31 protein-coding genes are annotated in these 23591 nt (G+C 66.0%); 27 read left to right on the top strand and 4 right to left on the bottom strand.

Annotation, left to right across the window (positions count from 1 at the left end):
• Positions 1-22 precede the first annotated feature (22 nt).
• From rplC to ATE64_RS04040, 24 genes are all read left to right on the top strand, one after another.
• A complete protein-coding gene (gene rplC / locus ATE64_RS04155) occupies positions 23-796 on the top strand; it encodes a 50S ribosomal protein L3 (protein ID WP_058454346.1) in 774 nt (257 codons plus the stop codon).
• Between the two features lie 2 nt (positions 797-798).
• The gene (gene rplD, locus ATE64_RS04150) at positions 799-1425 is read left to right on the top strand and encodes a 50S ribosomal protein L4 (RefSeq protein WP_058454347.1); all 627 of its coding nucleotides are present in this window, start codon (positions 799-801) and stop codon (positions 1423-1425) included.
• Positions 1418-1726, top strand: coding sequence for a 50S ribosomal protein L23 (locus ATE64_RS04145; RefSeq protein ID WP_058454348.1), 309 nt, complete (start codon positions 1418-1420; stop codon positions 1724-1726). Before rplD ends, ATE64_RS04145 begins: the two co-directional genes overlap by 8 nt.
• 23 nt (positions 1727-1749) lie before the next feature.
• On the top strand, positions 1750-2586 hold the full coding sequence (rplB, locus tag ATE64_RS04140) for a 50S ribosomal protein L2 (protein ID WP_058454349.1): 837 nt from the start codon (positions 1750-1752) through the stop codon (positions 2584-2586).
• Positions 2587-2589: 3 nt separating this feature from the next.
• Entirely contained in the window at positions 2590-2865 is a 276-nt protein-coding gene (gene rpsS / locus ATE64_RS04135) for a 30S ribosomal protein S19 (RefSeq protein ID WP_003042215.1), read from the top strand.
• Positions 2865-3245 carry a 50S ribosomal protein L22 gene (rplV, locus tag ATE64_RS04130; RefSeq protein WP_054589690.1) on the top strand — a complete coding sequence of 127 codons (381 nt, stop codon included), beginning with the start codon at positions 2865-2867 and terminating at the stop codon, positions 3243-3245. The genes rpsS and rplV overlap by 1 nt, the downstream gene beginning before the upstream one ends.
• Position 3246: 1 nt before the next feature.
• The gene (gene rpsC / locus ATE64_RS04125; RefSeq protein ID WP_058454350.1) at positions 3247-3954 is read left to right on the top strand and encodes a 30S ribosomal protein S3; all 708 of its coding nucleotides are present in this window, start codon (positions 3247-3249) and stop codon (positions 3952-3954) included.
• A gap of 11 nt (positions 3955-3965) precedes the next feature.
• Positions 3966-4397, top strand: coding sequence for a 50S ribosomal protein L16 (rplP, locus tag ATE64_RS04120; protein ID WP_058454351.1), 432 nt, complete (start codon positions 3966-3968; stop codon positions 4395-4397).
• Positions 4398-4402: 5 nt separating this feature from the next.
• On the top strand, positions 4403-4606 hold the full coding sequence (gene rpmC / locus ATE64_RS04115) for a 50S ribosomal protein L29 (protein ID WP_058454352.1): 204 nt from the start codon (positions 4403-4405) through the stop codon (positions 4604-4606).
• 12 nt (positions 4607-4618) lie between these two features.
• Positions 4619-4894, top strand: a complete 276-nt coding sequence (gene rpsQ / locus ATE64_RS04110) for a 30S ribosomal protein S17 (protein ID WP_058454353.1) — start codon at positions 4619-4621, stop codon at positions 4892-4894.
• A gap of 64 nt (positions 4895-4958) precedes the next feature.
• Positions 4959-5327 carry a 50S ribosomal protein L14 gene (gene rplN, locus ATE64_RS04105; RefSeq protein ID WP_011543078.1) on the top strand — a complete coding sequence of 123 codons (369 nt, stop codon included), beginning with the start codon at positions 4959-4961 and terminating at the stop codon, positions 5325-5327.
• A 2-nt stretch (positions 5328-5329) separates the two neighbouring features.
• Positions 5330-5647, top strand: coding sequence for a 50S ribosomal protein L24 (rplX, locus tag ATE64_RS04100; RefSeq protein WP_058454354.1), 318 nt, complete (start codon positions 5330-5332; stop codon positions 5645-5647).
• Positions 5640-6218 carry a 50S ribosomal protein L5 gene (rplE, locus tag ATE64_RS04095; protein ID WP_058454355.1) on the top strand — a complete coding sequence of 193 codons (579 nt, stop codon included), beginning with the start codon at positions 5640-5642 and terminating at the stop codon, positions 6216-6218. The genes rplX and rplE overlap by 8 nt, the downstream gene beginning before the upstream one ends.
• Before the next feature lie 52 nt (positions 6219-6270).
• Positions 6271-6576, top strand: a complete 306-nt coding sequence (rpsN, locus tag ATE64_RS04090; RefSeq protein WP_058454356.1) for a 30S ribosomal protein S14 — start codon at positions 6271-6273, stop codon at positions 6574-6576.
• An 11-nt stretch (positions 6577-6587) separates the two neighbouring features.
• Positions 6588-6992 (top strand): 30S ribosomal protein S8, encoded by a 405-nt coding sequence (gene rpsH / locus ATE64_RS04085; RefSeq protein ID WP_058454357.1) that lies wholly within the window; start codon positions 6588-6590, stop codon positions 6990-6992.
• Positions 6992-7525 carry a 50S ribosomal protein L6 gene (gene rplF, locus ATE64_RS04080; RefSeq protein ID WP_058454358.1) on the top strand — a complete coding sequence of 178 codons (534 nt, stop codon included), beginning with the start codon at positions 6992-6994 and terminating at the stop codon, positions 7523-7525. Before rpsH ends, rplF begins: the two co-directional genes overlap by 1 nt.
• Positions 7526-7528: 3 nt before the next feature.
• On the top strand, positions 7529-7885 hold the full coding sequence (gene rplR / locus ATE64_RS04075) for a 50S ribosomal protein L18 (protein ID WP_058454359.1): 357 nt from the start codon (positions 7529-7531) through the stop codon (positions 7883-7885).
• Between the two features lies 1 nt (position 7886).
• On the top strand, positions 7887-8579 hold the full coding sequence (gene rpsE, locus ATE64_RS04070) for a 30S ribosomal protein S5 (RefSeq protein WP_058454360.1): 693 nt from the start codon (positions 7887-7889) through the stop codon (positions 8577-8579).
• Between the two features lie 4 nt (positions 8580-8583).
• Entirely contained in the window at positions 8584-8769 is a 186-nt protein-coding gene (rpmD, locus tag ATE64_RS04065) for a 50S ribosomal protein L30 (protein ID WP_058454361.1), read from the top strand.
• Positions 8770-8775: 6 nt separating this feature from the next.
• Positions 8776-8982: a DUF1737 domain-containing protein gene (locus tag ATE64_RS04060; RefSeq protein ID WP_058454362.1), complete on the top strand. Its 207-nt coding sequence runs from the start codon at positions 8776-8778 to the stop codon at positions 8980-8982.
• 47 nt (positions 8983-9029) lie between these two features.
• Entirely contained in the window at positions 9030-9554 is a 525-nt protein-coding gene (gene rplO / locus ATE64_RS04055; RefSeq protein WP_082657567.1) for a 50S ribosomal protein L15, read from the top strand.
• Positions 9555-9825: 271 nt separating this feature from the next.
• Complete coding sequence (secY, locus tag ATE64_RS04050; protein ID WP_058454363.1) at positions 9826-11199, top strand: preprotein translocase subunit SecY; 1374 nt, start codon at positions 9826-9828, stop codon at positions 11197-11199.
• Between the two features lie 48 nt (positions 11200-11247).
• Positions 11248-11901 carry an adenylate kinase gene (locus tag ATE64_RS04045; protein WP_197410104.1) on the top strand — a complete coding sequence of 218 codons (654 nt, stop codon included), beginning with the start codon at positions 11248-11250 and terminating at the stop codon, positions 11899-11901.
• Between the two features lie 123 nt (positions 11902-12024).
• Positions 12025-12699 carry an SRPBCC family protein gene (locus tag ATE64_RS04040; protein ID WP_058454364.1) on the top strand — a complete coding sequence of 225 codons (675 nt, stop codon included), beginning with the start codon at positions 12025-12027 and terminating at the stop codon, positions 12697-12699.
• Here ATE64_RS04040 and ATE64_RS04035 read toward each other — a convergent pair.
• Together ATE64_RS04035 and ATE64_RS04030 are read right to left on the bottom strand one after the other, a co-directional pair.
• The gene (locus tag ATE64_RS04035; protein ID WP_058454365.1) at positions 12696-13223 is read right to left on the bottom strand and encodes a DUF177 domain-containing protein; all 528 of its coding nucleotides are present in this window, start codon (positions 13221-13223) and stop codon (positions 12696-12698) included. The two genes, ATE64_RS04040 and ATE64_RS04035, sit on opposite strands and share 4 nt — an antisense overlap.
• Entirely contained in the window at positions 13220-13744 is a 525-nt protein-coding gene (locus tag ATE64_RS04030; RefSeq protein WP_058454366.1) for a ubiquinol-cytochrome C chaperone family protein, read from the bottom strand. The genes ATE64_RS04035 and ATE64_RS04030 overlap by 4 nt, the downstream gene beginning before the upstream one ends.
• Positions 13745-13914: 170 nt before the next feature.
• Here ATE64_RS04030 and bamE point away from each other — a divergent pair, with 170 nt between their 5' ends.
• Entirely contained in the window at positions 13915-14406 is a 492-nt protein-coding gene (gene bamE, locus ATE64_RS04025; protein ID WP_197410103.1) for an outer membrane protein assembly factor BamE, read from the top strand.
• A 66-nt stretch (positions 14407-14472) separates the two neighbouring features.
• Here the strand turns inward: bamE and ATE64_RS04020 are convergent, their stop codons facing one another.
• Complete coding sequence (locus ATE64_RS04020) at positions 14473-16737, bottom strand: NADP-dependent malic enzyme (RefSeq protein ID WP_058454368.1); 2265 nt, start codon at positions 16735-16737, stop codon at positions 14473-14475.
• 523 nt (positions 16738-17260) lie between these two features.
• On the opposite strand from ATE64_RS04020, the gene mutS reads away from it, so the two are divergent.
• Positions 17261-19864, top strand: a complete 2604-nt coding sequence (gene mutS / locus ATE64_RS04015; RefSeq protein ID WP_058454423.1) for a DNA mismatch repair protein MutS — start codon at positions 17261-17263, stop codon at positions 19862-19864.
• On the top strand, positions 19861-22620 hold the full coding sequence (locus ATE64_RS04010; RefSeq protein ID WP_058454369.1) for a [protein-PII] uridylyltransferase: 2760 nt from the start codon (positions 19861-19863) through the stop codon (positions 22618-22620). The genes mutS and ATE64_RS04010 overlap by 4 nt, the downstream gene beginning before the upstream one ends.
• Here the strand turns inward: ATE64_RS04010 and ATE64_RS04005 are convergent.
• Positions 22617-23564 carry an alpha/beta hydrolase gene (locus ATE64_RS04005; RefSeq protein WP_058454370.1) on the bottom strand — a complete coding sequence of 316 codons (948 nt, stop codon included), beginning with the start codon at positions 23562-23564 and terminating at the stop codon, positions 22617-22619. The genes ATE64_RS04010 and ATE64_RS04005 overlap by 4 nt on opposite strands.
• Positions 23565-23591: the final 27 nt, after the last annotated feature.

Genomic DNA, 23591 nt, shown 5'->3' with positions numbered 1-23591 from the left:
CCTCTGTTTAGGAGTATGGATCATGCGTACTGGCGTGATCGCGAAGAAAATGGGGATGACCCGCCTGTTTCAGGACGACGGCCGCCACGTGCCCGTCACCGTCCTGAGCCTCGAAGGCTGTCAGGTCGTCTCCGTGCGCGATAAAGAACGCGACGGCTATGTGGCCGTTCAACTGGGTGCCGGCTCGGCCAAGGCGAAGAATGTCGCCAAGCCGCAGCGTGGCGCCTATGGCAAGGCCGAAGTCGAGCCCAAGGCGAAGCTCGTCGAATTCCGCGTCGCCGAAGACGCGACGCTCGACGTCGGCGCCGAACTGTCGGCCGACCATTTCGTCGCCGGCCAGATCGTCGATATCCAGGGCGTGACCCAGGGTAAGGGCTTTGCCGGTGCGATGAAGCGTTGGGGTTTCGGCGGTATGCGCGCGACCCACGGTGTTTCGATCAGCCACCGTGCGCATGGTTCGACCGGTAACCGTCAGGATCCGGGCCGCGTCTTCAAGAACAAGAAGATGGCCGGCCATATGGGTGCCCGCAATCGCACCCAGCAGAATCTCGAAATCGTCCGCACCGACGCCGAGCGCGGCCTTCTCTTCGTCAAGGGCTCGGTCCCTGGCTCGAAGGGCGGCTGGCTGCTCGTCCGCGATGCGGTGAAGCTGCCGCGTCACCCCGAGGCCCCCTATCCGGCGGGCATCAAGAGCGCGGCCAACACCAACGAAGCCCCGGCTGACGCGCCGGTCGAAACGCCGGTCGAAGAAACCGTCGTCGACACCGCGGCCACCGACGGCGCACAGGAGTCCTGATCATGAAGGTCAAGGTACAGACCCTCGATGGCAAGGCTGGCGCCGACATCGACCTTAACGACGACGTCTTCGGCGTCGACGCGCGTGCCGACATTCTGCACCGCGTCGTCGCGTGGCAGCTCGAGAAGCGCCGCGGCCCCGCCCGCGCCGCCCGCGAGCGCAGCGACGTCGCCCGCACCGGCAAGAAGTTCGGTCGCCAGAAGGGCGGCGGTACGGCTCGCCACGGCGACCGCAAGGCGCCGATCTTCATCGGCGGCGGCAAGGCGCACGGCCCGCGTGCCCGCACCTTCGGCCACTCGCTGAACAAGAAGATCCGCACCCTCGGCCTGAAGATGGCTTTGAGCGACAAGGCGAAGGGCGGGAAGCTCGTCGTCATCGACACGCTCGAGCTCAAGGACGCGAAGACCAAGGCGCTCGCCGGCAAGCTCGGCAAGCTCGAACTCGGCAACCGCGCCCTCTTCATCGACGGCGATGCGGTCCACGAAAGCTTCGCGATGGCGTCGGCCAACCTGATCGGCATCGATTCGCTGCCGGCCATCGGCGCCAACGTCTATGACATCATCCGTGCCGACACGCTGGTCCTGACCCGCGCGGCGGTCGAAAAGCTGGAGGCCCGCTGCAATGGCTAAGGCAAAGACCATCGACGCGCGTCACTATGACGTGATCCTCGCTCCGGTGATCACCGAGAAGTCGACGCTGCTCGGCGAAAACAACGCCGTGGTGTTCAAGGTCGCGGACGACGCGACCAAGCCCGCGATCAAGGCCGCCGTCGAGGCGCTGTTCGATGTCAAGGTGCTGAGCGTCAACACGCTCGTCACCAAGGGCAAGACCAAGCGCTGGAAGGGCAAGCCCTACACCCGCAGCGACGTGAAGAAGGCGATCGTTCGCCTGGCCGAAGGCCAGTCGATCGACGTCACCACGGGCGTCTGAGCGGCTCGGGAAGGGACAAGAAAATGGCACTCAAACATTATAATCCGACCAGCCCCGCGCAGCGCGGCCTGATCCTCGTCGACAAGTCGTCGCTGTGGAAGGGCAAGCCCGTCAAGGCGCTGACCGAAGGCAAGCGCAAGACCGGTGGCCGCAACAACAAGGGTCATGTGACCTCGCGCGGTATCGCCGGCGGCCACAAGCAGAAGTACCGCTTCATCGACTTCAAGCGTCGCAAGTGGGACATGCCGGCCACCGTCGAGCGTCTGGAATATGACCCGAACCGCACGGCGTTCATCGCGCTCGTGAAGTATGAAGACGGAACGCAAGCCTACATCCTCGCGCCGCAGCGCCTGGGCGTCGGCGACACCATCGTCGCGGGCAAGAAGACCGACGTGAAGCCGGGCAACGCGATGGAATTGTCGCAGATGCCGGTCGGCACGATCATCCACAACATCGAGATGAAGCCGGGCAAGGGCGGCCAGATCGCCCGTTCGGCCGGCACCTATGCGCAGGTCGTCGGTCGTGACCGCGGTCTCGTCATCGTGCGTCTCGGTTCGGGCGAACAGCGTTATATCCGCGGCGAGTGCATGGGCACGGTCGGCGCGGTGTCGAACCCCGACAACCAGAACACCAACCTGGGCAAGGCCGGCCGTGGCCGCTGGCTCGGCAAGCGTCCGCTGACTCGCGGCGTCGCAAAGAACCCGGTCGACCACCCGCACGGTGGTGGTGAAGGCCGGACCTCGGGTGGCCGTCATCCGGTTACCCCGTGGGGCAAGCCGACCAAGGGCGCTCGTACCCGTCACAACAAGTCGACCGACAAGATGATCATCCGGTCGCGTCACGCGAAGAAGAAGAGGTAAGCCATGGCTCGCTCGGTCTGGAAGGGTCCGTTCGTCGACCTTCATCTCCTCAAGAAAGCCGAAGCGGCTCAGGACGGTGGCAGCTCTGCCCCGATCAAGACCTGGTCGCGTCGCTCCACCATCCTGCCGCAGTTCGTCGGGCTGACCTTCAACGTCTACAACGGCCGCAAGTTCGTGCCGGTGTCGGTGAACGAAGACATGGTCGGCATGAAGCTGGGTGAATTTGCGCCGACGCGCTTCTTCCCCGGTCACGCGGCCGACAAGAAGGGCAAACGCTAATGGGCAAGGAAAAGTCCCCCCGCCGCGTTGCGGATAATGAGGCATTGTCCGTGGGCACGCAGATTCGCGGTTCGGCGCAGAAGCTGAACCTCGTCGCGGCGCTGATCCGCGGCCGCAAGGTCGAAGACGCGATGAACGTCCTCGCTTTCTCGAAGAAGGCGATGGCCGTCGACGTGCGCAAGGTTCTTGCCAGCGCCGTCGCCAACGCGGAAAACAACCACAACCTCGACGTTGACGCGCTGGTCGTCAAGGAAGCGAGCGTGGGCAAGTCGATCTCGATGAAGCGCTGGCACGCTCGCGGCCGCGGCAAGTCGACCCGGATCGTCAAGCCCTTCAGCCGCATCCGCATCGTCGTCCGCGAACAGGAAGAAGAGGCGTAAGATGGGCCAGAAGAGCAATCCGATCGGCCTGCGCCTGCAGGTCAACCGCACCTGGGACAGCCGCTGGTTCGCCGAAGGCCAGGACTATGGCCGTATGCTTGTCGAGGATCTGAAGATCCGCAAGTTCGTGTTCAAGCACCTGCCGCAGGCCGCGATCTCGAAGGTCGTGATCGAGCGTCCGGCAAAGCTGTGCCGCGTGTCGATCTATGCCGCCCGTCCGGGCGTCATCATCGGCAAGAAGGGCGCCGACATCGAAAAGCTGCGCAAGCAGCTCGGTGAGATGACGGGCAGCGACGTGTCGCTGAACATTGTCGAGATCCGCAAGCCCGAAGTCGACGCCAAGCTCGTCGCACAGGGCATTGCCGACCAGCTCGAACGCCGTGTCGCCTTCCGCCGCGCCATGAAGCGCGCGGTGCAGTCGGCGATGCGTCTGGGCGCCGAGGGCATCCGCATCAACTGCGCCGGCCGTCTGGGCGGCGCGGAAATCGCGCGCACCGAATGGTATCGCGAGGGCCGTGTGCCGCTGCACACGCTCCGCGCCAACGTCGACTATGCCGAGGCCGAAGCGCACACCGCTTATGGCGTTTGCGGCATCAAGGTGTGGATCTTCAAGGGCGAGATCCTGGGTCACGACCCGATGGCGACCGACCGTCTGATGCTCGACGCGCAGACGACCGGTGTCCGTCCGGCTCGCGATGATCGCCGCTAAGGAACGCTGACATGCTGCAACCGAAAAAAACCAAGTTCCGCAAGGCGTTCAAGGGCCGCATCCACGGTCTCGCCAAGGGCGGCACCGACCTGAACTTCGGCTCCTATGGCCTGAAGGCGATGGAACCCGAGCGCATCACCGCGCGCCAGATCGAAGCGGCTCGCCGTGCGATCAGCCGTGCGATCAAGCGTCAGGGGCGCCTGTGGATCCGCGTGTTCCCCGACGTCCCCGTGTCGTCGAAGCCCGCCGAAGTCCGTATGGGTAAGGGCAAGGGTTCGCCCGAATATTGGGCCGCCCGCGTCAAGCCCGGCCGCATCCTGTTCGAACTCGACGGCGTTCCCGGCCCCGTGGCCGCGCTGGCGTTCGAACGCGCGGCGATGAAGCTGCCGATCAAGACGAAGGTCGTTGCCCGCCTCGGCGACACCTCGCATCTGGAGGGTTGAGGGCCATGGCCAAGACCGAAGATCTGACCAAGAAGACCGACGACCAGCTCGCCGAACAGCTTGGCGAACTGAAGCGCGAGGCGTTCAACCTCCGTTTCCAGGCCGCCACCGGCCAGCTGGAAAAGGCGTCGCGGGTCAAGGAAGTGCGCCGCACGATCGCGCGCATCAAGACCGAACAGACCGGGCGCGTGCGCTCGGCTGCGAAATAAGGAGACCAACCCATGCCGAAGCGCATTCTGACCGGCACGGTGGTGTCCGACAAGGGCGACAAGACCGTCGTGGTGAAGGTGGAGCGTAAGGTCAAGCACCCGCTCTACGGCAAGATCATCCGCCGTTCGAAGAAGTATCACGCCCACGATGAGGACAACAGCTTCAAGGCTGGCGAAACCGTCCGCATCGAGGAAACGCGTCCGATCTCGAAGTTGAAGACCTGGAAGGTCCTCGACAAGGTCGAGGTTTCGACCAAGGCGAAGAAAGCCGACGAGATCGACGCGTAAGCGCGAAGAGTTTCACGGAACCGCCGGGATGGCCCGGTAGGCCAGAGAAGAAGGAAATGCATCGATGATTCAGATGCAGTCACAATTGGAAGTCGCCGACAACAGCGGTGCGAAGCGCGTCCAGTGCATCAAGGTGCTGGGCGGCTCGAAGCGTCGCACTGCCGGCGTGGGCGACGTGATCGTCGTCTCGATCAAGGAAGCCCAGCCGCGCGGCAAGGTGAAGAAGGGTGACGTGCATCGCGCCGTCATCGTCCGCACCGCGAAGGACGTTCGCCGCGCCGACGGCTCGGTGATCCGTTTCGACAGCAACGCCGCCGTGCTCGTCAACAAGAACGAAGAGCCCATCGGCACGCGTATCTTCGGCCCCGTCGTCCGCGAACTGCGCGGCCGCGGCTACATGAAGATCATCAGCCTGGCGCCGGAGGTGCTCTGACCATGGCGAACAAGATCAAGAAGGGTGACACCGTCGTCGTCCTGTCCGGCAAGGACAAGGGCAAGACCGGCGAAGTGACGCAGGCGCTGCCGAAGGATGGCAAGGTCGTCGTCGCGGGCGTGAACGTCATCACCCGCCACCGCAAGCCGACCCAGCAGAACCCGCAGGGCGGTCTCGAGCGCAAGGAAGCGCCGCTCTTCGCGAGCAAGGTCGCGCTGGCCGATCCGAAGACCGGCAAGCCGACGCGCGTCCGCTTTGAAACCAAGGACGGCAAGAAGGTCCGCGTGGCCGTGAAGTCCGGGGAGACGATCAATGGCTGATGCTTACACCCCGCGTATGCGCAAGCTCTATGACGACAAGATCGTCAAGGCGATGACCGAGAAGTTCGGTTACAAGAATGCGATGGAAGTGCCGAAGATCGAAAAGATCACGCTCAACATGGGCGTCGGCGAAGCCACGCAGGACAAGAAGAAGGTCGAAGCGGCCGCTGCCGAGATGGAACTCATCGCCGGTCAGAAGCCCGTCGTGACCCGCGCGAAGAAGTCGATCGCCCAGTTCAAGCTGCGCGAAGGCATGCCGATCGGTTGCAAGGTCACCCTGCGCCGCGAACGCATGTACGAATTCCTCGATCGCCTGATCACGATCGCCATGCCGCGCATCCGCGACTTCCGCGGCGTGTCGGCGAAGAGCTTCGACGGTCGTGGCAACTATGCCATGGGCCTGAAAGAGCAGATCATCTTCCCCGAGATCAACTATGACCGCATCGACACGGTGCGCGGCATGGACGTGATCGTCACCACCACCGCCCGCACGGACGAAGAGGCCCGCGAACTGCTCAAGCTGTTCGGCTTCCCCTTCCCGATCGAAGCGCAGGAAAAGGAAGCCGCCTGAGTCCCGCAAGGGACCAGGCAGGCTCTTTCAAGAAGGAAAGAGAACTTAAGTCATGGCGAAACTGAGTTCGGTGAACAAGAATGAGCGTCGCAAGAAGCTGGTGAAGAAATACGCCGGCCGTTATGCGAAGCTGAAGGCGATTGCGGCCGACACCTCGCTCGACGATGGCGAGCGTCTGATCGCGCGCCTCAAGATGGCGGAAATTCCGCGCAACGGTAACCCGACTCGCATCCGCAACCGGTGCGAGCTGACGGGCCGTCCGCGTGCTTATTACCGCAAATTCCGGCTGTGCCGCGTGCAGCTCCGCGATCTGGCCAACAAGGGCCTGATCCCGGGTGTTGTGAAGTCGAGCTGGTAAGGGACTAGAAGATGGCAATGACCGATCCCCTGGGTGATATGCTCACCCGCATCCGCAACGGCCAGCAGGCGAAGAAGGACAGCGTCCTGACTCCCGCCTCGACCCTGCGCGTCCGCGTTCTCGATGTGCTCCAGCGCGAAGGCTATATCCGCGGCTACAGCGAAGAATCGCTGGGCGCGAAGGGCCAGCACAAGGGCATTCGCATCGAGCTCAAATATTTCGAAGGCCAGCCGGCGATCCGCCACGTGGCCCGCGTCTCGAAGCCGGGCCGCCGCGTCTATTCGGGCTCGAAAGAGCTGCCGATCGTGCGCAACGGCCTGGGCATCACCATCGTGTCGACCCCGCGCGGCGTTCTTTCGGACGCCGAGGCCCGCGAGCATAATGTCGGCGGCGAAGTGCTGGCGGAGGTGTTCTGATGTCGCGCATTGGTAAAAAGGCAGTGGCGATCCCCAGCGGTGTGACCGCTGCGATCGACGGCGGCCAGCTCTCGGTGAAGGGCCCGAAGGGGACCCTCGCGATGACGCTCTCCGACAACATCAAGTATGAAGTCGGTGAAGGCAGCATCTCGGTGCAGCCCGCGAACGACACGCGTGAAGCGCGCGCCTTCTGGGGCATGCAGCGCACGCTGGTGCAGAACCTGATCACAGGCGTGACCGAGGGCTTCACCAAGGTGCTCGAAATCACCGGTGTCGGCTATCGCGCCAACTCGCAGGGCAAGACCTTGAAGCTGCAGCTCGGCTACAGCCACGATGTCGATTTCGCGGTGCCCGAGGGCATCGAGATCAAGACGCCGGACAACACGACGATCGAGATCAGCGGTATCGACAAGCAGAAGGTCGGTCAGGTGGCGGCGGAAATCCGTCGCTGGCGCAAGCCGGAGCCCTATAAGGGCAAGGGCATCAAGTATCGCGGCGAGTACATCTTCCGCAAAGAAGGCAAGAAGAAGTAAGCCATGGCACATCTTACCACTTTCGAAAAACGCCGCCAGCGCGTGCGTACCGCCCTCCGCCAGCGTGCCGGTGGACGTCCGCGTCTCTCGGTGCACCGTTCGGGCCGTCACATCTATGCGCAGCTCATCGATGACGCTGCCGGTGCGACGCTGGCCGCCGCTTCGACGCTCGACAAGGATGTCCGCGGCAAGACCTCGGGCGCCACGGCTGCGGCCGCTGCCGAAGTCGGCAAGCGCCTCGCCGAGGCCGCCAAGAAGGCGGGCGTGACGCAGGTCGTGTTCGACCGTGGCGGCTTCCTGTTCCACGGGCGCATCAAGGCGCTGGCCGACGCGGCTCGCGAAGGCGGATTGGAGTTCTAATATGGCTGACGAAATTCAGAACGCCGAAGCGGCGCCCGAAGCGACCGAAAACACCGGCGCTCCCCGCCGTGGCCGTGGCGGCCGCGACGGTGGCCGCGGTGGCCGTGACGGTGGCCGTGGCCGCCGCGACGATCGCCGTCCGCGCGACGAAGACGGTGGCGAAGAGCTCATTGAAAAGCTCGTCCACATCAACCGCGTTTCGAAGACCGTGAAGGGCGGCAAGCGCTTCGGTTTCGCCGCGCTCGTCGTCGTTGGTGACGGCAAGGGCCGCGCCGGTTTCGGTCATGGCAAGGCGCGCGAAGTGCCCGAAGCCATTTCGAAGGCGACGGCTGCTGCGAAGAAGGCGATGATCCGCGTTCCGCTGCGCGACGGCCGCACGCTGCACCATGACGGCCGTGGCCACTTCGGTGCCGGCAACGTCACGCTGCGCTCGGCGCCCGCGGGTACTGGCATCATCGCCGGCGGTCCGATGCGCGCCGTGTTCGAATCGCTGGGCGTCGCCGACGTGGTGACCAAGTCGGTCGGCACCTCGAACCCCTACAACATGATCCGCGCGACCTTCGAGGCGCTCGGCGAACAGACGAGCCCGAAGTCGGTCGCACAGCGTCGCGGCAAGAAGGTTTCGGACCTGATCAAGCGTGGCGGCTCGTCCGACCGCGCAGCCGAGGCGGAAGCCGCGGCGGTGACGGAGTAAGACGATGGCCGACAAGAAGATCAAGATCCGCCAGATCGGCTCGCCGATCCGTCGCCCCAAGGACCAGCGCAAGATCCTGACCGGCCTCGGCCTGGGCAAGATGCACCGTGAGGTCGAACTGGTCGACACGCCGGAAGTGCGCGGCATGATCCGCAAGCTTCCGCACATGGTGGAAATCGTCGAGGGCTAAACGCCAGTGAAGCTCTACCGCCTGTTGACCGGTCCCGACGACAGCGCCTTTTGCGCGCGGGTCGAGGGACTGCTCAACCGGGGATGGCAGCTTCACGGCAGCCCCTCGATTACCGAAGTCGATGGCCGCGGCTATGTCGCCCAGGCCATCGTGATGGAGAAAGCCGGGCCCTATCCCGGTTTTCAGCCGTCGAATGAAATCGAACCGGACTGAAATCTTTCGGTCCCCAGCGCGACCACAGCGAAAGCGAGTGCACAGACATGACGATCAAGCTTAACGAACTCAGCGACAACAAGGGCGCCCGCAAGGGCCGCATGCGCGTCGGACGCGGCATCGGCTCGGGCAAGGGCAAGACCGCCGGCCGCGGCCAGAAGGGCCAGAAGGCCCGCAGCGGCGTCGCGATCAACGGTTTCGAGGGCGGCCAGATGCCGCTCCACATGCGCATCCCGAAGCGCGGCTTCAATAACATCTTCGGCAAGGATTTCGCGATCGTGAACCTTGGCCTGGTGCAGAAGCTGGTCGATGCCAAGAAGCTCGATGCGAAGGCCGTGATCGATCACGCCGCGCTGAAGGCCGCTGGCGCTGCGCGCGGCGGCAAGGACGGCGTCCGTCTCCTCGCCAAGGGTGAACTCACCGCCAAGCTGACCTTTGCGGTCGCCGGCGCGTCGAAGGGCGCGATCGAGGCTGTCGAGAAGGCCGGTGGCAAGGTCGAACTTCCCGAAGTCAAGGAAGCGGCGCCCGAAGGCAAGAAGGCCCAGCGGCGCGCCAAGGCCAAGGCCGAGTAATATACCAGGGCGGCTCCGAAAGGGCCGCCCTACGTCATTTGACGACCTCTCTTTTCCCGTTCGTGTCGAGCGAAGTCGAGACACCCATCGGGACAGCGCAAGATCGAGGGGCATCTCGACTTCGCTCGATGCGAACGGACAATGAAGGCGGCATTCGGTATCAACCTGCCGCTTAAGTAAGGCCTTTCCCCTTGCGCTTCGTGACCTCCGAACGCACATAGGCGCCGGGTCGCGGGGGGCGCGGTCCGGAATATCCTCGAGGAAACTACCGATGGCCTCTCGCGCCGACCAGCTTGCATCCAACCTCAATTTTTCGAAGTTCGGCCAGGCGACCGAACTCAAGAACCGCATCTGGTTCACGATCGGCGCGCTGATCGTCTTCCGCTTCCTGTCGTTCGTGCCGCTGCCGGGGGTTGACCCCGTAGCGTTGTCGCGACTCTACAGCCAAGCCGCGTCCGGCGGCGTCCTCGACATCTTCAACACCTTCTCGGGCGGCAGCCTGGAGCGCATGAGCATCATCGCGCTCGGCGTCATGCCCTATATCACCGCCTCGATCGTGGTGCAGCTCGCCTCGGCGCTGGCGCCGAGCCTCGCCGCGCTCAAGAAAGAGGGCGAGAGCGGGCGCAAAAAGCTCAACCAGTACACGCGCTACGGCACGGTGTTCCTCACCGCGATCCAGGGCTATTTCATCGCCGTCGGCCTCGAAACGCTCGGCCAGAGCCAGGGCATCGCCGCGGTCGTCGACCCCGGCATGATGTTCCGCATCGGCGCGGTCATCTCGATCGTCGGCGGTACTTTGTTCCTGATGTGGCTCGGCGAGCAGATCACCAGCCGCGGCATCGGCAACGGCGTCTCGCTGATCATCATGGCGGGCATTCTTGCCCAGCTGCCGCGCAGCTTCGCGCAGATGTTCACGCAGGTGCGCGAAGGCTCGATGGGCGGCGGCACGATCGTCGCGGTCGTCGGCGGCGCGATCGTCGTCATTGCCTTCATCGCCTTCATGGAACGCGCGCAGCGCCGCGTCCTCGTCCAATATCCGAAGCGCGCGACGCAGCGCGGCGTGATGCAGGCCGACCGCAGCCACCTGCCGCTCAAGGTCAACACCGCGGGCGTCATCCCGCCGATCTTCGCCTCGTCGCTGCTGCTGATGCCGCTGACGGTGACCCAGATGCTCGGCAACAATGTCCAGCAGGACACGGCGTGGGGCGAATTCCTCGTCTCGCTCAACCAGTATCTCGCGCACGGCCAGCCGCTCTACATGGCGCTCTATGCCGCGGGGATCATCTTCTTCTGCTTCTTCTACGTCGCCGTCGTCTTCAATCCCGAGGAAACCGCCGACAATCTGAAGCGCCAGAACGGCTTCATCCCCGGCATCCGCCCGGGCAAGAACACCGCCGCCTATCTCGACTTCGTGCTCACGCGCATCACCGTGATCGGCGCTGCGTACCTCGCGGCGATCTGTCTTATCCCCGAATATTTCATCGCGGGATCGGGCCTGCCGTTCCAGCTCGGCGGTACCAGCCTGTTGATCATCGTCAACGTCACGATCGACACGATCAGCCAGATCCAGAGCCACATGCTCGCGCATCAATATGGCGACCTCATCAAGAAGGCCAAATTGAAAGGCGGCATTGCGCGTCGCTGACGCCGCCGCTACGCGAATCCCGACAGGGCAGAGGTAACAGGGGCTTCCATGACGCTGAACATCATTTTGCTTGGACCGCCGGGCGCGGGCAAGGGAACGCAGGCATCGCGGCTCGAAAGCGAGCATGGCATGGTTCAGCTCTCGACCGGCGACATGCTCCGCGCCGCGGTCAAGGCGGGCACCCCGATCGGCCTCCAGGCGAAAGCGGTCATGGACGCGGGCGAGCTCGTCTCGGACGAGATCGTCTCGGGCCTGATCGGCGAACGGCTCGACGAGCTCGGCGGCGACACCTCGGTGATCTTCGACGGCTATCCGCGCACCGCCGCACAGGCCGACGCGCTCGACCAGATCCTGTCGGATCGCGGCCGCAAGCTCGACCATGTGATCGAACTGGTGGTCGAGGAGGACGCGCTCGTCGACCGCATCACCGGCCGCTTTTCGTGCGCCAAGTGCGGCGAGGGTTATCACGACCGCTACAAGCTTCCGACGGTCAAAGGCACCTGCGATGTGTGCGGTAGCCACGAGTTCAAGCGTCGTCCCGACGACAATGAGGAAACGGTGCGCACGCGCATGGCCGAATATCGTGCCAAGACCGCGCCGATCCTGCCGATCTACGAAGCGCGCGGCATCGTCAGCAAGGTCGACGGCATGGCCGACATCGACCATGTCAACGGCGCGATCGAGGCGATCCTCGGCAGCTAAGCCGAACCGATTGTAAACGCCATTGCGAGGGCCGCAGGCCCGTGGCAATCCAGAGCGGTGTAAGGCCGCCCTGGATTGCTTCGCTTCGCTCGCAATGACGGAGCTCAGGGAGGAGGGGATTGTATGAAATCTAAATCCTGTCTCGCCGCTGGGATACTCTCGGCCGCTGCGCTGGCTATGCCCGCGCAGGCGAAGGTGATCGACCAGAGCGACATCGGCTTCACCGTCGCGCACAGCGCGCAGGTCGCCGCCTCGCCCGAAGACGTCTGGAAGATGCTTCGCACCCCCGACAAATGGTGGTCGAAGGACCATAGCTGGTCGGGCGATGCCGCGAATTTCTGGCTCGATTCGCAGGCCGGCGGTTGCTTCTGCGAAAAGCTGCCTCCCGCCAAGCCGGGCGGTGCGCCGGGCAGCGTCCAGCACGCGCGCATCCTGTTCGCAAAACCCGACGAACTGATGCGCCTGTCGGGCGCCTTCGGCCCGCTGCAGGGTGAGGCCGTCGTCGGCACGTTGACGATCCAGATCAAGCCGACGTCGACCGGCAGCGCGATCCGGTTCGATTATACGGTGGGCGGCTATATGCGCTTCAAGGTCGCCGACGTTGCGCCGGGAGTCGACCGTGTGCTCGGCGAGCAGCTCGTCGGGCTGGCGAAGGCGCTCGGCGGATCGTTGCCCGTCGCGCGAGGTGAGACCGATGGCGCGGCCAAGGAAGCGCCTCCGAAGGACGAGCAGGGTCTCGACGCCGCGGTCGCGGACCTCGTCAAGGACGAACCGAAAGAGACGCCCGAGAGCGATTAGGCGCCGGGTTTGCCGCGCAGCTTTGCGAGCGCCGCGAAAGGCCCCGCCTGCTCCTCGCGGAGCACGCCCTTCTCGGCAAGGATGCGGTCGGCGTCGGGGTGGCGCGGAAAGGGATCGAGTGCCAGCGACAATGTCTGCACCGCCGCCTCGCCGATATCGACGCGGTCGTCCTCGAGCGGCAGGATATCGCAGTCGCCGTCGCTGATCTCGATCTCCTCGTCGGGATCGACGACGGGCTCGGCGCCCGTCAGGAAGCGAAGATCGAAAGGTTCGGTGAGCTTCGCGGGCACCGGCAGGGCGGTCGCGGCGCAGCCCTGTACGACTGCCGCCTCGATCTCACCCTTCGCGGCCATCCCGCCCGCGACCGCGCGCACCTCGGCGGTGACGACGAACCGGTCGAGCGCGACGAGGTCGAGCCGCGTCGCGATCGCCGCGCGGACGGCTTCGTCGGCTTCGAGGCGCATCGTGCGACCTTGCGCCGCCTCGGCAAGCGTGACGACGTGCGAAAATTCGGGCGCGCTCATCCGGGCAGCCGGTCGGCGACGACGAGCGCATCGACCGGGGTCGCCGCCAGCGCCGCGCGCTGCGCCGCCACCCGCGCCATCACATGCGCCAGCCCGGCGGCGGGCGGCTCCTTGCCACGCCACAGGTTGCGCACCAGCGCCGCCCTGAGTTCATCCGATCCGTCGGCGGCCTGATAGGCGCCGAGGCGGCCGCCGAGCGCGCCGACCATCCGCCCGATCTGCTTGCCGACGACCATGTCGCCGAACCCGATCTGGCGCATCTGGCCGTCCATGTCGTCGACGAACAATTCGGTCAGTTCGACGCCCGCGCGCGCCTGGTCCGGATCCTCGTCGATCCGGTGCAGGACAAGCGCGAGGATCAGGCTGATCATGTCGAAGCGCCCGTCGAGCGTGTCGGGGACGCCGCCCTCGCTATACCAGTGCGGTTGCCGCGCGGTCGCGACGATGGCGTTCCACAGCGGGCGCCGTGCTTCACGGGGATCGGGTTCGGACTTGAAGAGCTTGCGGAGCGAAGAAAACATGCCGCAACGCTTAGGCGCATTCGGCCCATCCGAAAAGACTTCTGAGTCAGCTTGGCGCAAGCATTCGGGCGGCATAAGCCGCTTGTGCGCGCCGTCCGCTTGCGGTTAAGAGGCGCGATTGCCAGCGCCGGCGCCCGATGCGGGGAAAAGCGGCGCAAGGAGACGAGTTGATGCCGATTGCCGACCCCAAGTCTTTCGCCCGTCCCGCACGCCTGATCGTTGCGGGCGTGGCGCTCGCGCTGACCGCCAGCGGCTGCGCGCAGGTCAAGGGCCGGCAGGGCTATTTCGTCGATCCGGTGCTGACCGATGCGATCGCCCCCGGCGTCGACAACCGCGAATCGGTCGAAAAGACCCTCGGCCGTCCGACCTTCGTCGGTCAGTTCAGCGACAATGAATATTATTATGTCTCGCGCGAGACGCGCCAGCTGGCGTTCGCCAGGCCGCGCCCCGTCGCGCAGCAGGTGTTGCGCGTGCGCTTCGATCCCGCGGGCAATGTCGTCGCGGTCGACAAGACCGGGCTCGAGTTGGTGAGCAAGATCAACCCCGATGGCGACAAGACGCCGACGCTCGGCCGCGAGCGCAGCTTCTTCGAGGACATCTTTGGCAATATCGGGGCGGTCGGCGCGCCGGGAACGGCCGGCGGTGGCGCGCCGGGGCAGTAAGCCGGCGGCCTTTGCCGGGCGGATTGCAACAGCGGCGGCGTCTCCCCGACGACCGCCGCCTTTCTTTTACTGCGCGATACCGCCCGCCGCCAGAACGGCGAGGGTGACGAGGTCCGACGCGGTCGACGACATCGTCGCGACCTGCACCGGCTTTTCCATCCCGATCAGCATCGGGCCGATCACTGCACCGCCGCCAAGTTCGCGCAGCAGCTTCGCCGACAGGTTCGCCGACTGCAGCCCCGGCATGACGAGGACGTTCGCCGGGCCTGACAGACGGCAGAAGGGATAGTTCTTCATCGCGCGCAGGTTGAGCGCGACGTCGGGCGCCATTTCGCCTTCATATTCGAAGCCGGGATTGCGTTCGTCGAGGATGCAGACGGCCTCGCGGATATTGTCGAGCCACGAGCCCGGCGGGTTGCCGAAGGTCGAATAGGAGAGAAAGGCGACGCGCGGTTCATGCCCCATCCGCCGCGCGACGTGCGCGGTACGCTCGGCGATGTCGGCAAGCATCTCGGCGCTCGGGCGCTCGTTGACCGTCGTGTCGGCCATGAAGATGGTGTGATGCTGGTCGACGAGGACGTGGATGCCGAACGGCGTCTTGCCTTCGGCGTGGTCGATCACGCGCCGCACCTCGCGCATCGACTGCGAATAGGTGCGCGTCGTGCCGGTGATCATCGCATCGGCGAGGCCGAGCTGGAGCAGAAGCGAGCCGAAGATGTTGCGGTCGCGGTTGACCATGCGCTCCACGTCGCGGCGGAGGTATCCGCGCCGCTGCAGCCGTTCGTAGAGCATGTCGACCATCTGCGGGACGTGCGGCGAATTGACGCTGTTGTGGACCTCGAAACTCTCGGCGTCGGGCACGCCCATCGCGCGCAGCTTGTCGTGTAGCCCTTCGCGTCCGACGAGCACCGGAATGCCATAGCCGCCGTCGCGGAACTGGATCGCCGCGCGCAGCACCACTTCCTCTTCGCCCTCGGCAAAAACGATGCGCTTCGGATTGGCGCGCGCCGCCTCATAGGCGAGCGTCAGCACCGATGTCGTCGGGTTGAGCCGCGCGCGCAGCTGGGTGCGATATTCCTCCATATCGGCGATCGGCCGCTGCGCGACGCCGGTGTCCATCGCCGCCTTGGCGACCGCGGCAGGGACGATTTCCATCAGGCGCGGGTCGAAGGGCGAGGGGATGATATATTCGGGGCCGAAGCTCGACGCGCGCCCGCCATAGGCTGCGGCCACTTCTTCCGGCACCTGCTGGCGCGCAAGGTCGGCGATGGCATAGGCGGCGGCGATCTTCATCTCCTCGTTGATCGCGGTTGCCCGCACGTCGAGCGCGCCGCGGAAGATGAAGGGGAAGCAGAGGACGTTGTTGACCTGGTTCGGGAAATCCGAACGGCCCGTCGCGATGATCGCGTCGGGGCGCGCCGCGCGCGCATCGGGCGGAGAGATTTCGGGGTCGGGATTCGCCATCGCGAAGATGATCGGCGCGGGCGCCATGTCCTTGACCATCTCGGGCTTCAGCGCGCCGGCGGCCGACAGGCCGAGGAAGACGTCGGCGCCCTTCAGCGCCTCGGTCAGGTTGCGCGCTTCGGTGGGCACCGCGTGCGCCGACTTCCACTGGTCCATGCCCTCGGTGCGGCCCTGATAGATGGTGCCCTTGCGGTCGCACATGATCACATTTTCGTGCCGCACGCCCAGCGCCTTGATCAGCGCCGTGCAGGCGATCGCCGCCGCGCCGGCGCCGTTGACGACGACCTTGACCGTCGACAGGTCGCGCCCGGTCAGGTGGCAGGCGTTGATCAGGCCGGCGGCGGTGATGATCGCGGTGCCATGCTGGTCGTCATGGAACACCGGAATGTTCATCTTCTCTTTCAGCGCCGCTTCGATGATGAAGCAGTTCGGCGCCGCGATATCCTCGAGGTTGATGCCGCCGAAGCTCGGCTCGAGCAGTTCGACCGCCTCGATGAAGCGCTGCGGATCTTCGGTGGCGACTTCGAGGTCGATCGAATCGACGTCGGCGAAGCGCTTGAACAGGACGGCCTTGCCCTCCATCACCGGCTTCGAGGCTAGCGCGCCCAGATTGCCGAGGCCGAGGATCGCGGTGCCGTTCGAGATGACGGCGACGAGGTTCCCCTTGACCGTATAGTCATAGGCGCTCCCCGGATCCTCGGCGATTGCGAGCACGGGCACCGCGACGCCGGGCGAATAGGCGAGCGAAAGGTCGCGCTGCGTCGCCATCGGTTTCGAGGCGACGATCTCGATCTTACCGGGCCGACCATATGAGTGGTAGAGCAGGGCCTCACGATCCGAAAACTGCACCTTGCTGCCGCTGTCCATTCCTTGTCCCCTGTTTCGTGTTTCCAGACCGCGCGCCCGTTTCCGATTCCCCTAGCGCCACCGGGGCGAATTGTAACCGGCAATGTTGCAAACTCGGGTGGCGTCCAGGCGCAAGGGTTGCGAACGACTGGGAGCGACCGAAGGTTGCCGTTTGGTTCCTCCCCGTGGCGAAGCCATGGGGAGGTGGCAGTGCGAAGCGCTGACGGAGGGGCAAATGACGCGAGGTTGCGGCCCCTCCACCATCGCCTGCGGCGACGGTCCCCCTCCCCACGGCTGCGCCGCAGGGAGGATATTCCTTTCTTCGTCATCCCGGACTTGATCCGGGATCCATCGCGGCGTTGAAGTCGTGGACCCCGGATCAAGTCCGGGGTGACGAATGTCTGGAATCCACCCCAAAGCCGCCATTCGCGACCCGCGCCTTGCCTTGCTGCCCCCAATCACTAAGCAGGGTGCGATGTCCGCCACCGCCCGCACCGCCGCCAACAGCAACGCCGCACCCGCCGCCCATCCCGCGGCGACGCCGATGATGGCGCAATATTGGTCGCTGAAGGCGAAGGCGGGCGACTGCCTGCTCTTCTACCGCATGGGCGATTTCTTCGAGCTGTTTTTCGACGATGCGAAGGCGGCTTCTTCGACGCTCGACATCGCGCTGACCTCGCGCGGCGAACATGGCGGCGAGCCGGTGCCGATGTGCGGCGTGCCCGTCCATTCGGCCGAATCCTATCTCGCGCGGCTGATCAAGGCGGGCCACCGCGTCGCCATAGCCGAGCAGGTCGAAACGCCCGCCGAGGCCAAGGCGCGCGGCGGATCGAAGGCGCTCGTTGCGCGCGACATCGTGCGTTTCGTGACCGCGGGGACGCTGACCGAGGAGGCGCTGCTCGAAGGCCGCAGCGCGAACCGCCTCGCCGCCCTCGCGCAGGTCGGGAGCGAGGGCGAGGTCGCGATCGCCGCCGCCGATATCTCGACCGGACGGTTCGAGGTCGTTGCGGTGCGCCCCGAACAGGTCGACGCCGAACTCGCGCGGCTCGCGCCGTCGGAGCTGCTCGTTAGCGAAAGCGCCGACGATATGCCCGAATGGGTCGCGCGGCAGGTCGTGCGGCGTCCGCAATCCGATTTTTCGAGCACCACCGCGCAAAAGCGCCTCGAAAACTTCTTCGGCGTCCAGACGCTCGACGGCTTCGGCCAGTTTGGCCGCGGCGAGCTTGCCGCGATGGGCGCGCTCGTCGCCTATCTCGATCATGTCGCGACCGGCCAGCCGATCTTCCTCCAGCCGCCGCTGAAGCATCAGGCGTCGGGCCGCATGGCGATCGACGCCGCGACACGCGAAAGCCTCGAACTCGTCCGCACGATGGCGGGCGGGCGCGACGGCAGCTTGCTCGGCACGATCGACCGCACCGTTACCGCCGCGGGGGCGCGGCTCCTCGCCGACGATCTGGCGAGTCCGCTGACCGACAAAGCGGCGATCCTCGACCGGCTCGACCTCGTCGATGGCTTTGCCCGCGATGCACTCTGGCGCGGCGAGCTTCGCGCCGCCCTGCGCGCGCTGCCCGACGCCGGGCGTGCGCTCGGCCGCCTCGTCGCGGGGCGCGGCGGGCCGCGCGACCTCGCACAGCTTCGCGATGCGCTGGGCGGCGCGCGACTCTTGCGCGAGCGGCTTGCCCGCCGCCCCGACCTGCCGCCCTTGCTTGCGCGGCTGCTTCCGGGCCTCGACGGTCATGGCGCACTCGTCGACGAACTGACGCGCGCGCTGATCGAAACCCCGCCGGTCGATGCCGCGCAGGGCGGTTATGTCGCCGAGGGCTATGACGCCGCGCTCGACGCGCTGCGCGAAACCGCGCGCGACGGCCGCAAGGCGATTGCCGCACTCGAAGCGCAGTATCGCGACCGTACCGGCATCGCCTCCTTGAAGATCCGCCACAATGGCGTGCTCGGCTATCATGTCGAGGTGCCCGCGAAGCACGCCGACGCGCTGATGGCGCCCGAATCGGGCTTCACCCACCGCCAGACGCTCGCAGGTGTCGTGCGCTTCAACTCGTCTGACCTTCACGAAGCCGCGAGCCGCGTCACCCAGGCGGGTGTCCACGCCATTGCCGCCGAGGCCGCGCATCTCGAAGCCCTCACCGAAGCCGCTGTTTCCCGCCGCGAAGCGATTGCAGCGAGCTGCGACGTCCTCGCGCGTATCGACGTCGCCGCCGCGCTCGCCGATCATGCGATGAGCCACAACTGGTGCCGCCCCGACCTTGCCGACACGCCGTGCCTCGATGTCTCAGGCGGGCGCCACCCGGTGGTCGAGGCTGCGCTGGCGAAGGCGGGCGAGCGTTTCGTCCCCAACGATGTCTCGCTTTGCGAAGCCGACCGGCTGTGGCTCGTGACCGGCCCGAACATGGGCGGCAAATCGACCTTTCTCCGCCAGAATGCCCTGATCGTCGTGCTCGCCCAGGCGGGTGGTTTCGTCCCCGCCGCGTCGGCGAGGCTCGGGCTCGTCGACCGGCTGTTCAGCCGTGTCGGCGCGAGCGACAATCTCGCGCGCGGGCGTTCGACCTTCATGGTCGAGATGGTCGAAACCGCAGCGATTCTCGCGCAGGCGACGCCGCAGAGCTTCGTCATCCTCGACGAGGTCGGGCGCGGCACCTCGACCTATGACGGGCTCGCGCTCGCCTGGTCGGTGGTCGAGGCGGTGCATGAGGTCAACAAGTGCCGCTGCCTCTTCGCGACGCACTATCACGAGCTCACGCGCCTCGCCGAGACGCTGAACGCGCTCTCGCTCCACCATGTCCGCGCGCGCGAGTGGCAGGGCGATCTGGTGCTGCTCCACGAAGTTGCTGAAGGGCCCGCCGACCGCAGCTACGGCCTTGCCGTCGCGCGGCTTGCCGGCGTTCCTGCGGGTGTCGTCAAGCGCGCCGAGGCGGTGCTCGCGAAACTCGAAGCGGGGCGCGAGAAGACCGGCGGGCTCGCCGCGGGGCTCGACGACTTGCCGCTGTTCGCCGCGACGCTGGCGGAAGCGCCCGCCGCCGCGAAGGACGCGCTCCGCGACGCCCTCGCGGGCATCGAACCCGACACACTCGCGCCGCGCGAGGCGCTCGATGCGCTCTACCGGCTGAAGCAGATCGTGGCGGACGAGCGATGAGCGACATCTTCGACAATCTTGAGGGCCGCCGCGCGATCATCGATCGGCGCGCGTTGTCCGACCGGCTCGGCGAGATCGCGGGCGAAACGAGCGATACCGGCAAGCGCCGCGCGGCGATGGTAGCGCTGCTCAAGACCGCGCTCGAAGAGGGACGCGCGGAGATCAACCGGCGGCTGCTCGCCCGCCCCTCGTCGGGGCGCGTCGCGGCGAATGCTACCGCCTTCCTGATCGACCAGATCGTCCGCCTCAGCCACGACTTCACCGTCGGCCATCTCTATCCCTCGGGCAATCGCTCGGCGGGCGAGCGCATCACGCTGATCGCGGTCGGCGGCTATGGCCGCGGCGAAATGGCGCCGTTCAGCGACATCGACATCGGCTTCCTGACGCCGTTCAAGCAGACGAGCTGGACCGAGCAGGTGATCGAGGCGCAACTGTACACGCTCTGGGATCTGGGGCTGAAGGTCGGTCACAGCTCGCGCTCGCTCGACGAGATGATCCGCGCCGCGAAGGACGATCTGACGATCCGTACCGCGCTGCTCGAAGCGCGTTTCATCTGGGGCGACCGCGAGCTTTACGATCAGGCGAGCGCGCGCTTCGACGCCGAGGTCGTCGCGGGCAACGCGCGCGCGTTCGTCGCCGAAAAGCTTGCCGAACGCGACGAACGCCACAAGCGCATGGGCGATTCGCGCTATGTCGTCGAACCCAATGTGAAGGAAGGGAAGGGGGGGCTGCGCGATCTCCACACGCTGTTCTGGATCGGCAAGTTCATCCACCGCGTGCGCACGGTGCCCGAGCTAGTCGACGCGGGGCTGCTGACGAGCCGCGAGCTCAGGCAGTTCGAACGCGCCGAGAATTTCCTGCTCGCGGTGCGCTGCCACCTCCACATCCTCGCCGGGCGGGCGGAGGATCGGCTGACCTTCGACTTCCAGCGCGAGATTGCGCAGAGGATGAACTTCGCCGAGCGTCCCGGCAAAAGCGCGGTCGAGCGCTTCATGCAGCTCTATTTCATCCATGCGAAGGCGGTCGGCGACGTCACCGGCACCTTCCTTGCGCATCTCGACGAGCAGATGGCGGCGCGCGGGCGGCGCTTCCTGCCGACCCTGCGGCGGCGGCCGGGCAAGCTCCACGGCTTCGTCCTCGACCGCGGTCGGCTCGCGCTGCCGTCGGACGATTTCTTTCAAGCGGATCCGGTGCGGCTGGTCGAGATTTTCGCGCTCGCCGACAAGCATGGCCTCGAAATCCATCCGCAGGCGATGCGGCAGGCGCGCCACGACGCGAAGCTGATCGAAACCAAGGCGATCCGCCGCAACCCCCGCGCGAACGAGTTGTTCCTCGACGTGCTGACCTCGCCCCGCGATCCCGAAACGGTGCTGCGCTGGATGAACGAGGCCGGGGTGTTCGGCCGTTTCGTGCCCGATTTCGGCCGTGTCGTCGCGCAGATGCAGTTCGACATGTATCATCACTATACCGTCGACGAGCATACGATCCGCGCGATCGGGCTGCTCGCCGATATCGAGCAGGGGCGGCTCGCCGACGATCATCCGCTTTCGACCGCGATCCTCGACCAGATCCATTCGCGGCGCGTGCTCTATGTCGCGGTGCTGCTCCACGATATCGCCAAGGGGCGCGGCGGCGACCATAGCGTGCTCGGCGCCGAGCTTGCGCTGCGCGTCTGCCCGCGACTGGGGCTGAGCGCCGCCGAGACCGAGACGGTGTCGTGGCTGGTGCGCTATCACCTGCTGATGTCGGCGACGGCGTTCAAGCGCGACCTTGCCGACTTCAAGACGATCCTCGATTTCGCACAGGTCGTGCAAAGCCCCGAGCGTCTGCGCCTGCTGCTCGTCCTCACCGTCGTCGATATTCGCGCGGTCGGCCCCGGCGTCTGGAACAGCTGGAAGCGCCAACTTCTTACCGAACTGTACGACGCGGCCGAGGAAGTGCTGCGCCTCGGGCACAAGCAGCGCGGGCGCGAGTCGCGGATCGAGGCGAAGAAGGAGGCGGTCGCCGATCTGCTGGGCGACGACGAGAAGGCGTTCGCCAAACTCGTCAAGCGCCTGCCCGAAAGCTATTGGATCGCCGAACCGGTCGAGGTGATCGCCGCCAATCTTCGCCATATCCAGGCCGCCGGCGACGCGCCGCTCCACATCGCGGCGGTGCCCGACGAGGATCGCGGCGCGACCCTGGTCATGGTGCTCGCCGCCGACCATCCGGGGCTCTTCTATCGCATGGCGGGGGGCATCCACCTCGCCGGCGGCAACATCATCGACGCGCGCATCCACACGACGCGCGACGGTCTGGCGCTCGACAATTTCCTCGTCCAGGATCCGCTCGGCCGCCCGTTCGCCGAGGAGGGACAGATCGGCCGGCTGACGCGGGCGATCGAGGATGCGCTCGCCAACCGCCAGAAATTGCTTCCGAAACTCGAAGCGCGCGCGCTGCCGCGCACCCGCGCCGAGGCCTTCCGCGTCGCCCCCAGCGTCTTCGTCGACAACAAGGCGTCGAACCGCTTCACGGTGATCGAGGTCAATGCGCAGGACCGCCCGGCGCTGCTGAACCAGCTCGCCTACGCGCTCTTCCAGTCGAAGGTGACGGTGCACTCGGCGCATGTGGCGACCTATGGCGAGCGCGCGGTCGACACTTTTTACGTGACCGACCTGATCGGCGACAAGATCGACAGCGCCGCGCGCGTCAAAAGCCTTGAGAAGCGGATGCTCGAAGCCGCCGCGAGCCGGAGCGAGGAAGCGGTGGCGGCTTAGGCGGTCATTGCCGCCGCTGCGGCCAGCAGTCCGGCATTGAATCGCTGGCTGAGTGCGGCATCGGGGATCGCGTTGAAGGCGTGGATCGCGCCGGCATAGCTGTGCAGCTCGGCCGATACGCCCGCCGCGGTCAGGCGGCGCGCATAGTCCAGATTCTCGTCGAAGAAGAGATCGAGGCTGCCCGTCGCGATATAGGCGGGCGGCAGATTCGACAGGTCGGCGGCGAGGCTCGGCGAAAACCAGCCGCGCCGGGCGTCGTCGATCTGGTAATCGCCCTGTAGCGCGCGCCAGCCGAAACGGTTGCTCTCGCGCGTCCAGATGAACTCGCCCGTGTTCGGATTTTTGTAAGGGCAGGCGTCGCTGCCGGTACGGTGATCGAGCATCGGATAGGTGAGCAGTTGCCCCGCGATGGCCGGCCCGCCAAGGTCGCGCGCCATGATCGCCAGCGCCGCCGCCAGCCCGCCACCCGCGCTTTCGCCCGCAACGATGATTTTGCCCGCTTCGAAGCCGATGGTTTCGGCTTGTCCCGCGAGCCAGGTCAACGCCGAGTGGCAATCCTGCTGCGGCGCCGGGAACGGATTTTCGGGGGCGAGGCGATATTCGACCGAGACGACGGGCACGCCCGCCGTCGCCGCGAGCATCGCCGGGCCCGCCGGCATCTGTTTGACCGACCCCATGACCATCCCGCCGCCATGGATATGCAGGATCGCCCCCGCATCGGCGCGGATCGTTTCGGGACGGAAGAGATAGACGGGGATATCGGGCCCGCCATGGACCGACGGCGCGTATAATTCCTCGGGCACGATCACCGGCGGCGGCAGGATCGCATAGGTCTCGGCCGCCTTGGCGCGAATGTCCGCGATTGGTGCCGAATTAAGATCGACGCGCGGAAACAGGTCGATCAGCGGCGCGATCTCGCGGTCGACAAGGTGGCGGGTGTCCATATCTCAAACTCTCCCTTCGATCTCCGC

The sequence above is a fragment of the Sphingopyxis sp. H073 genome (genome assembly GCF_001468395.1).
Taxonomy (GTDB): Bacteria; Pseudomonadota; Alphaproteobacteria; order Sphingomonadales; family Sphingomonadaceae; genus Sphingopyxis.
Note: the sequence above shows the minus strand (reverse complement) of the source record. Positions and strands in the feature narration are given on the sequence as shown.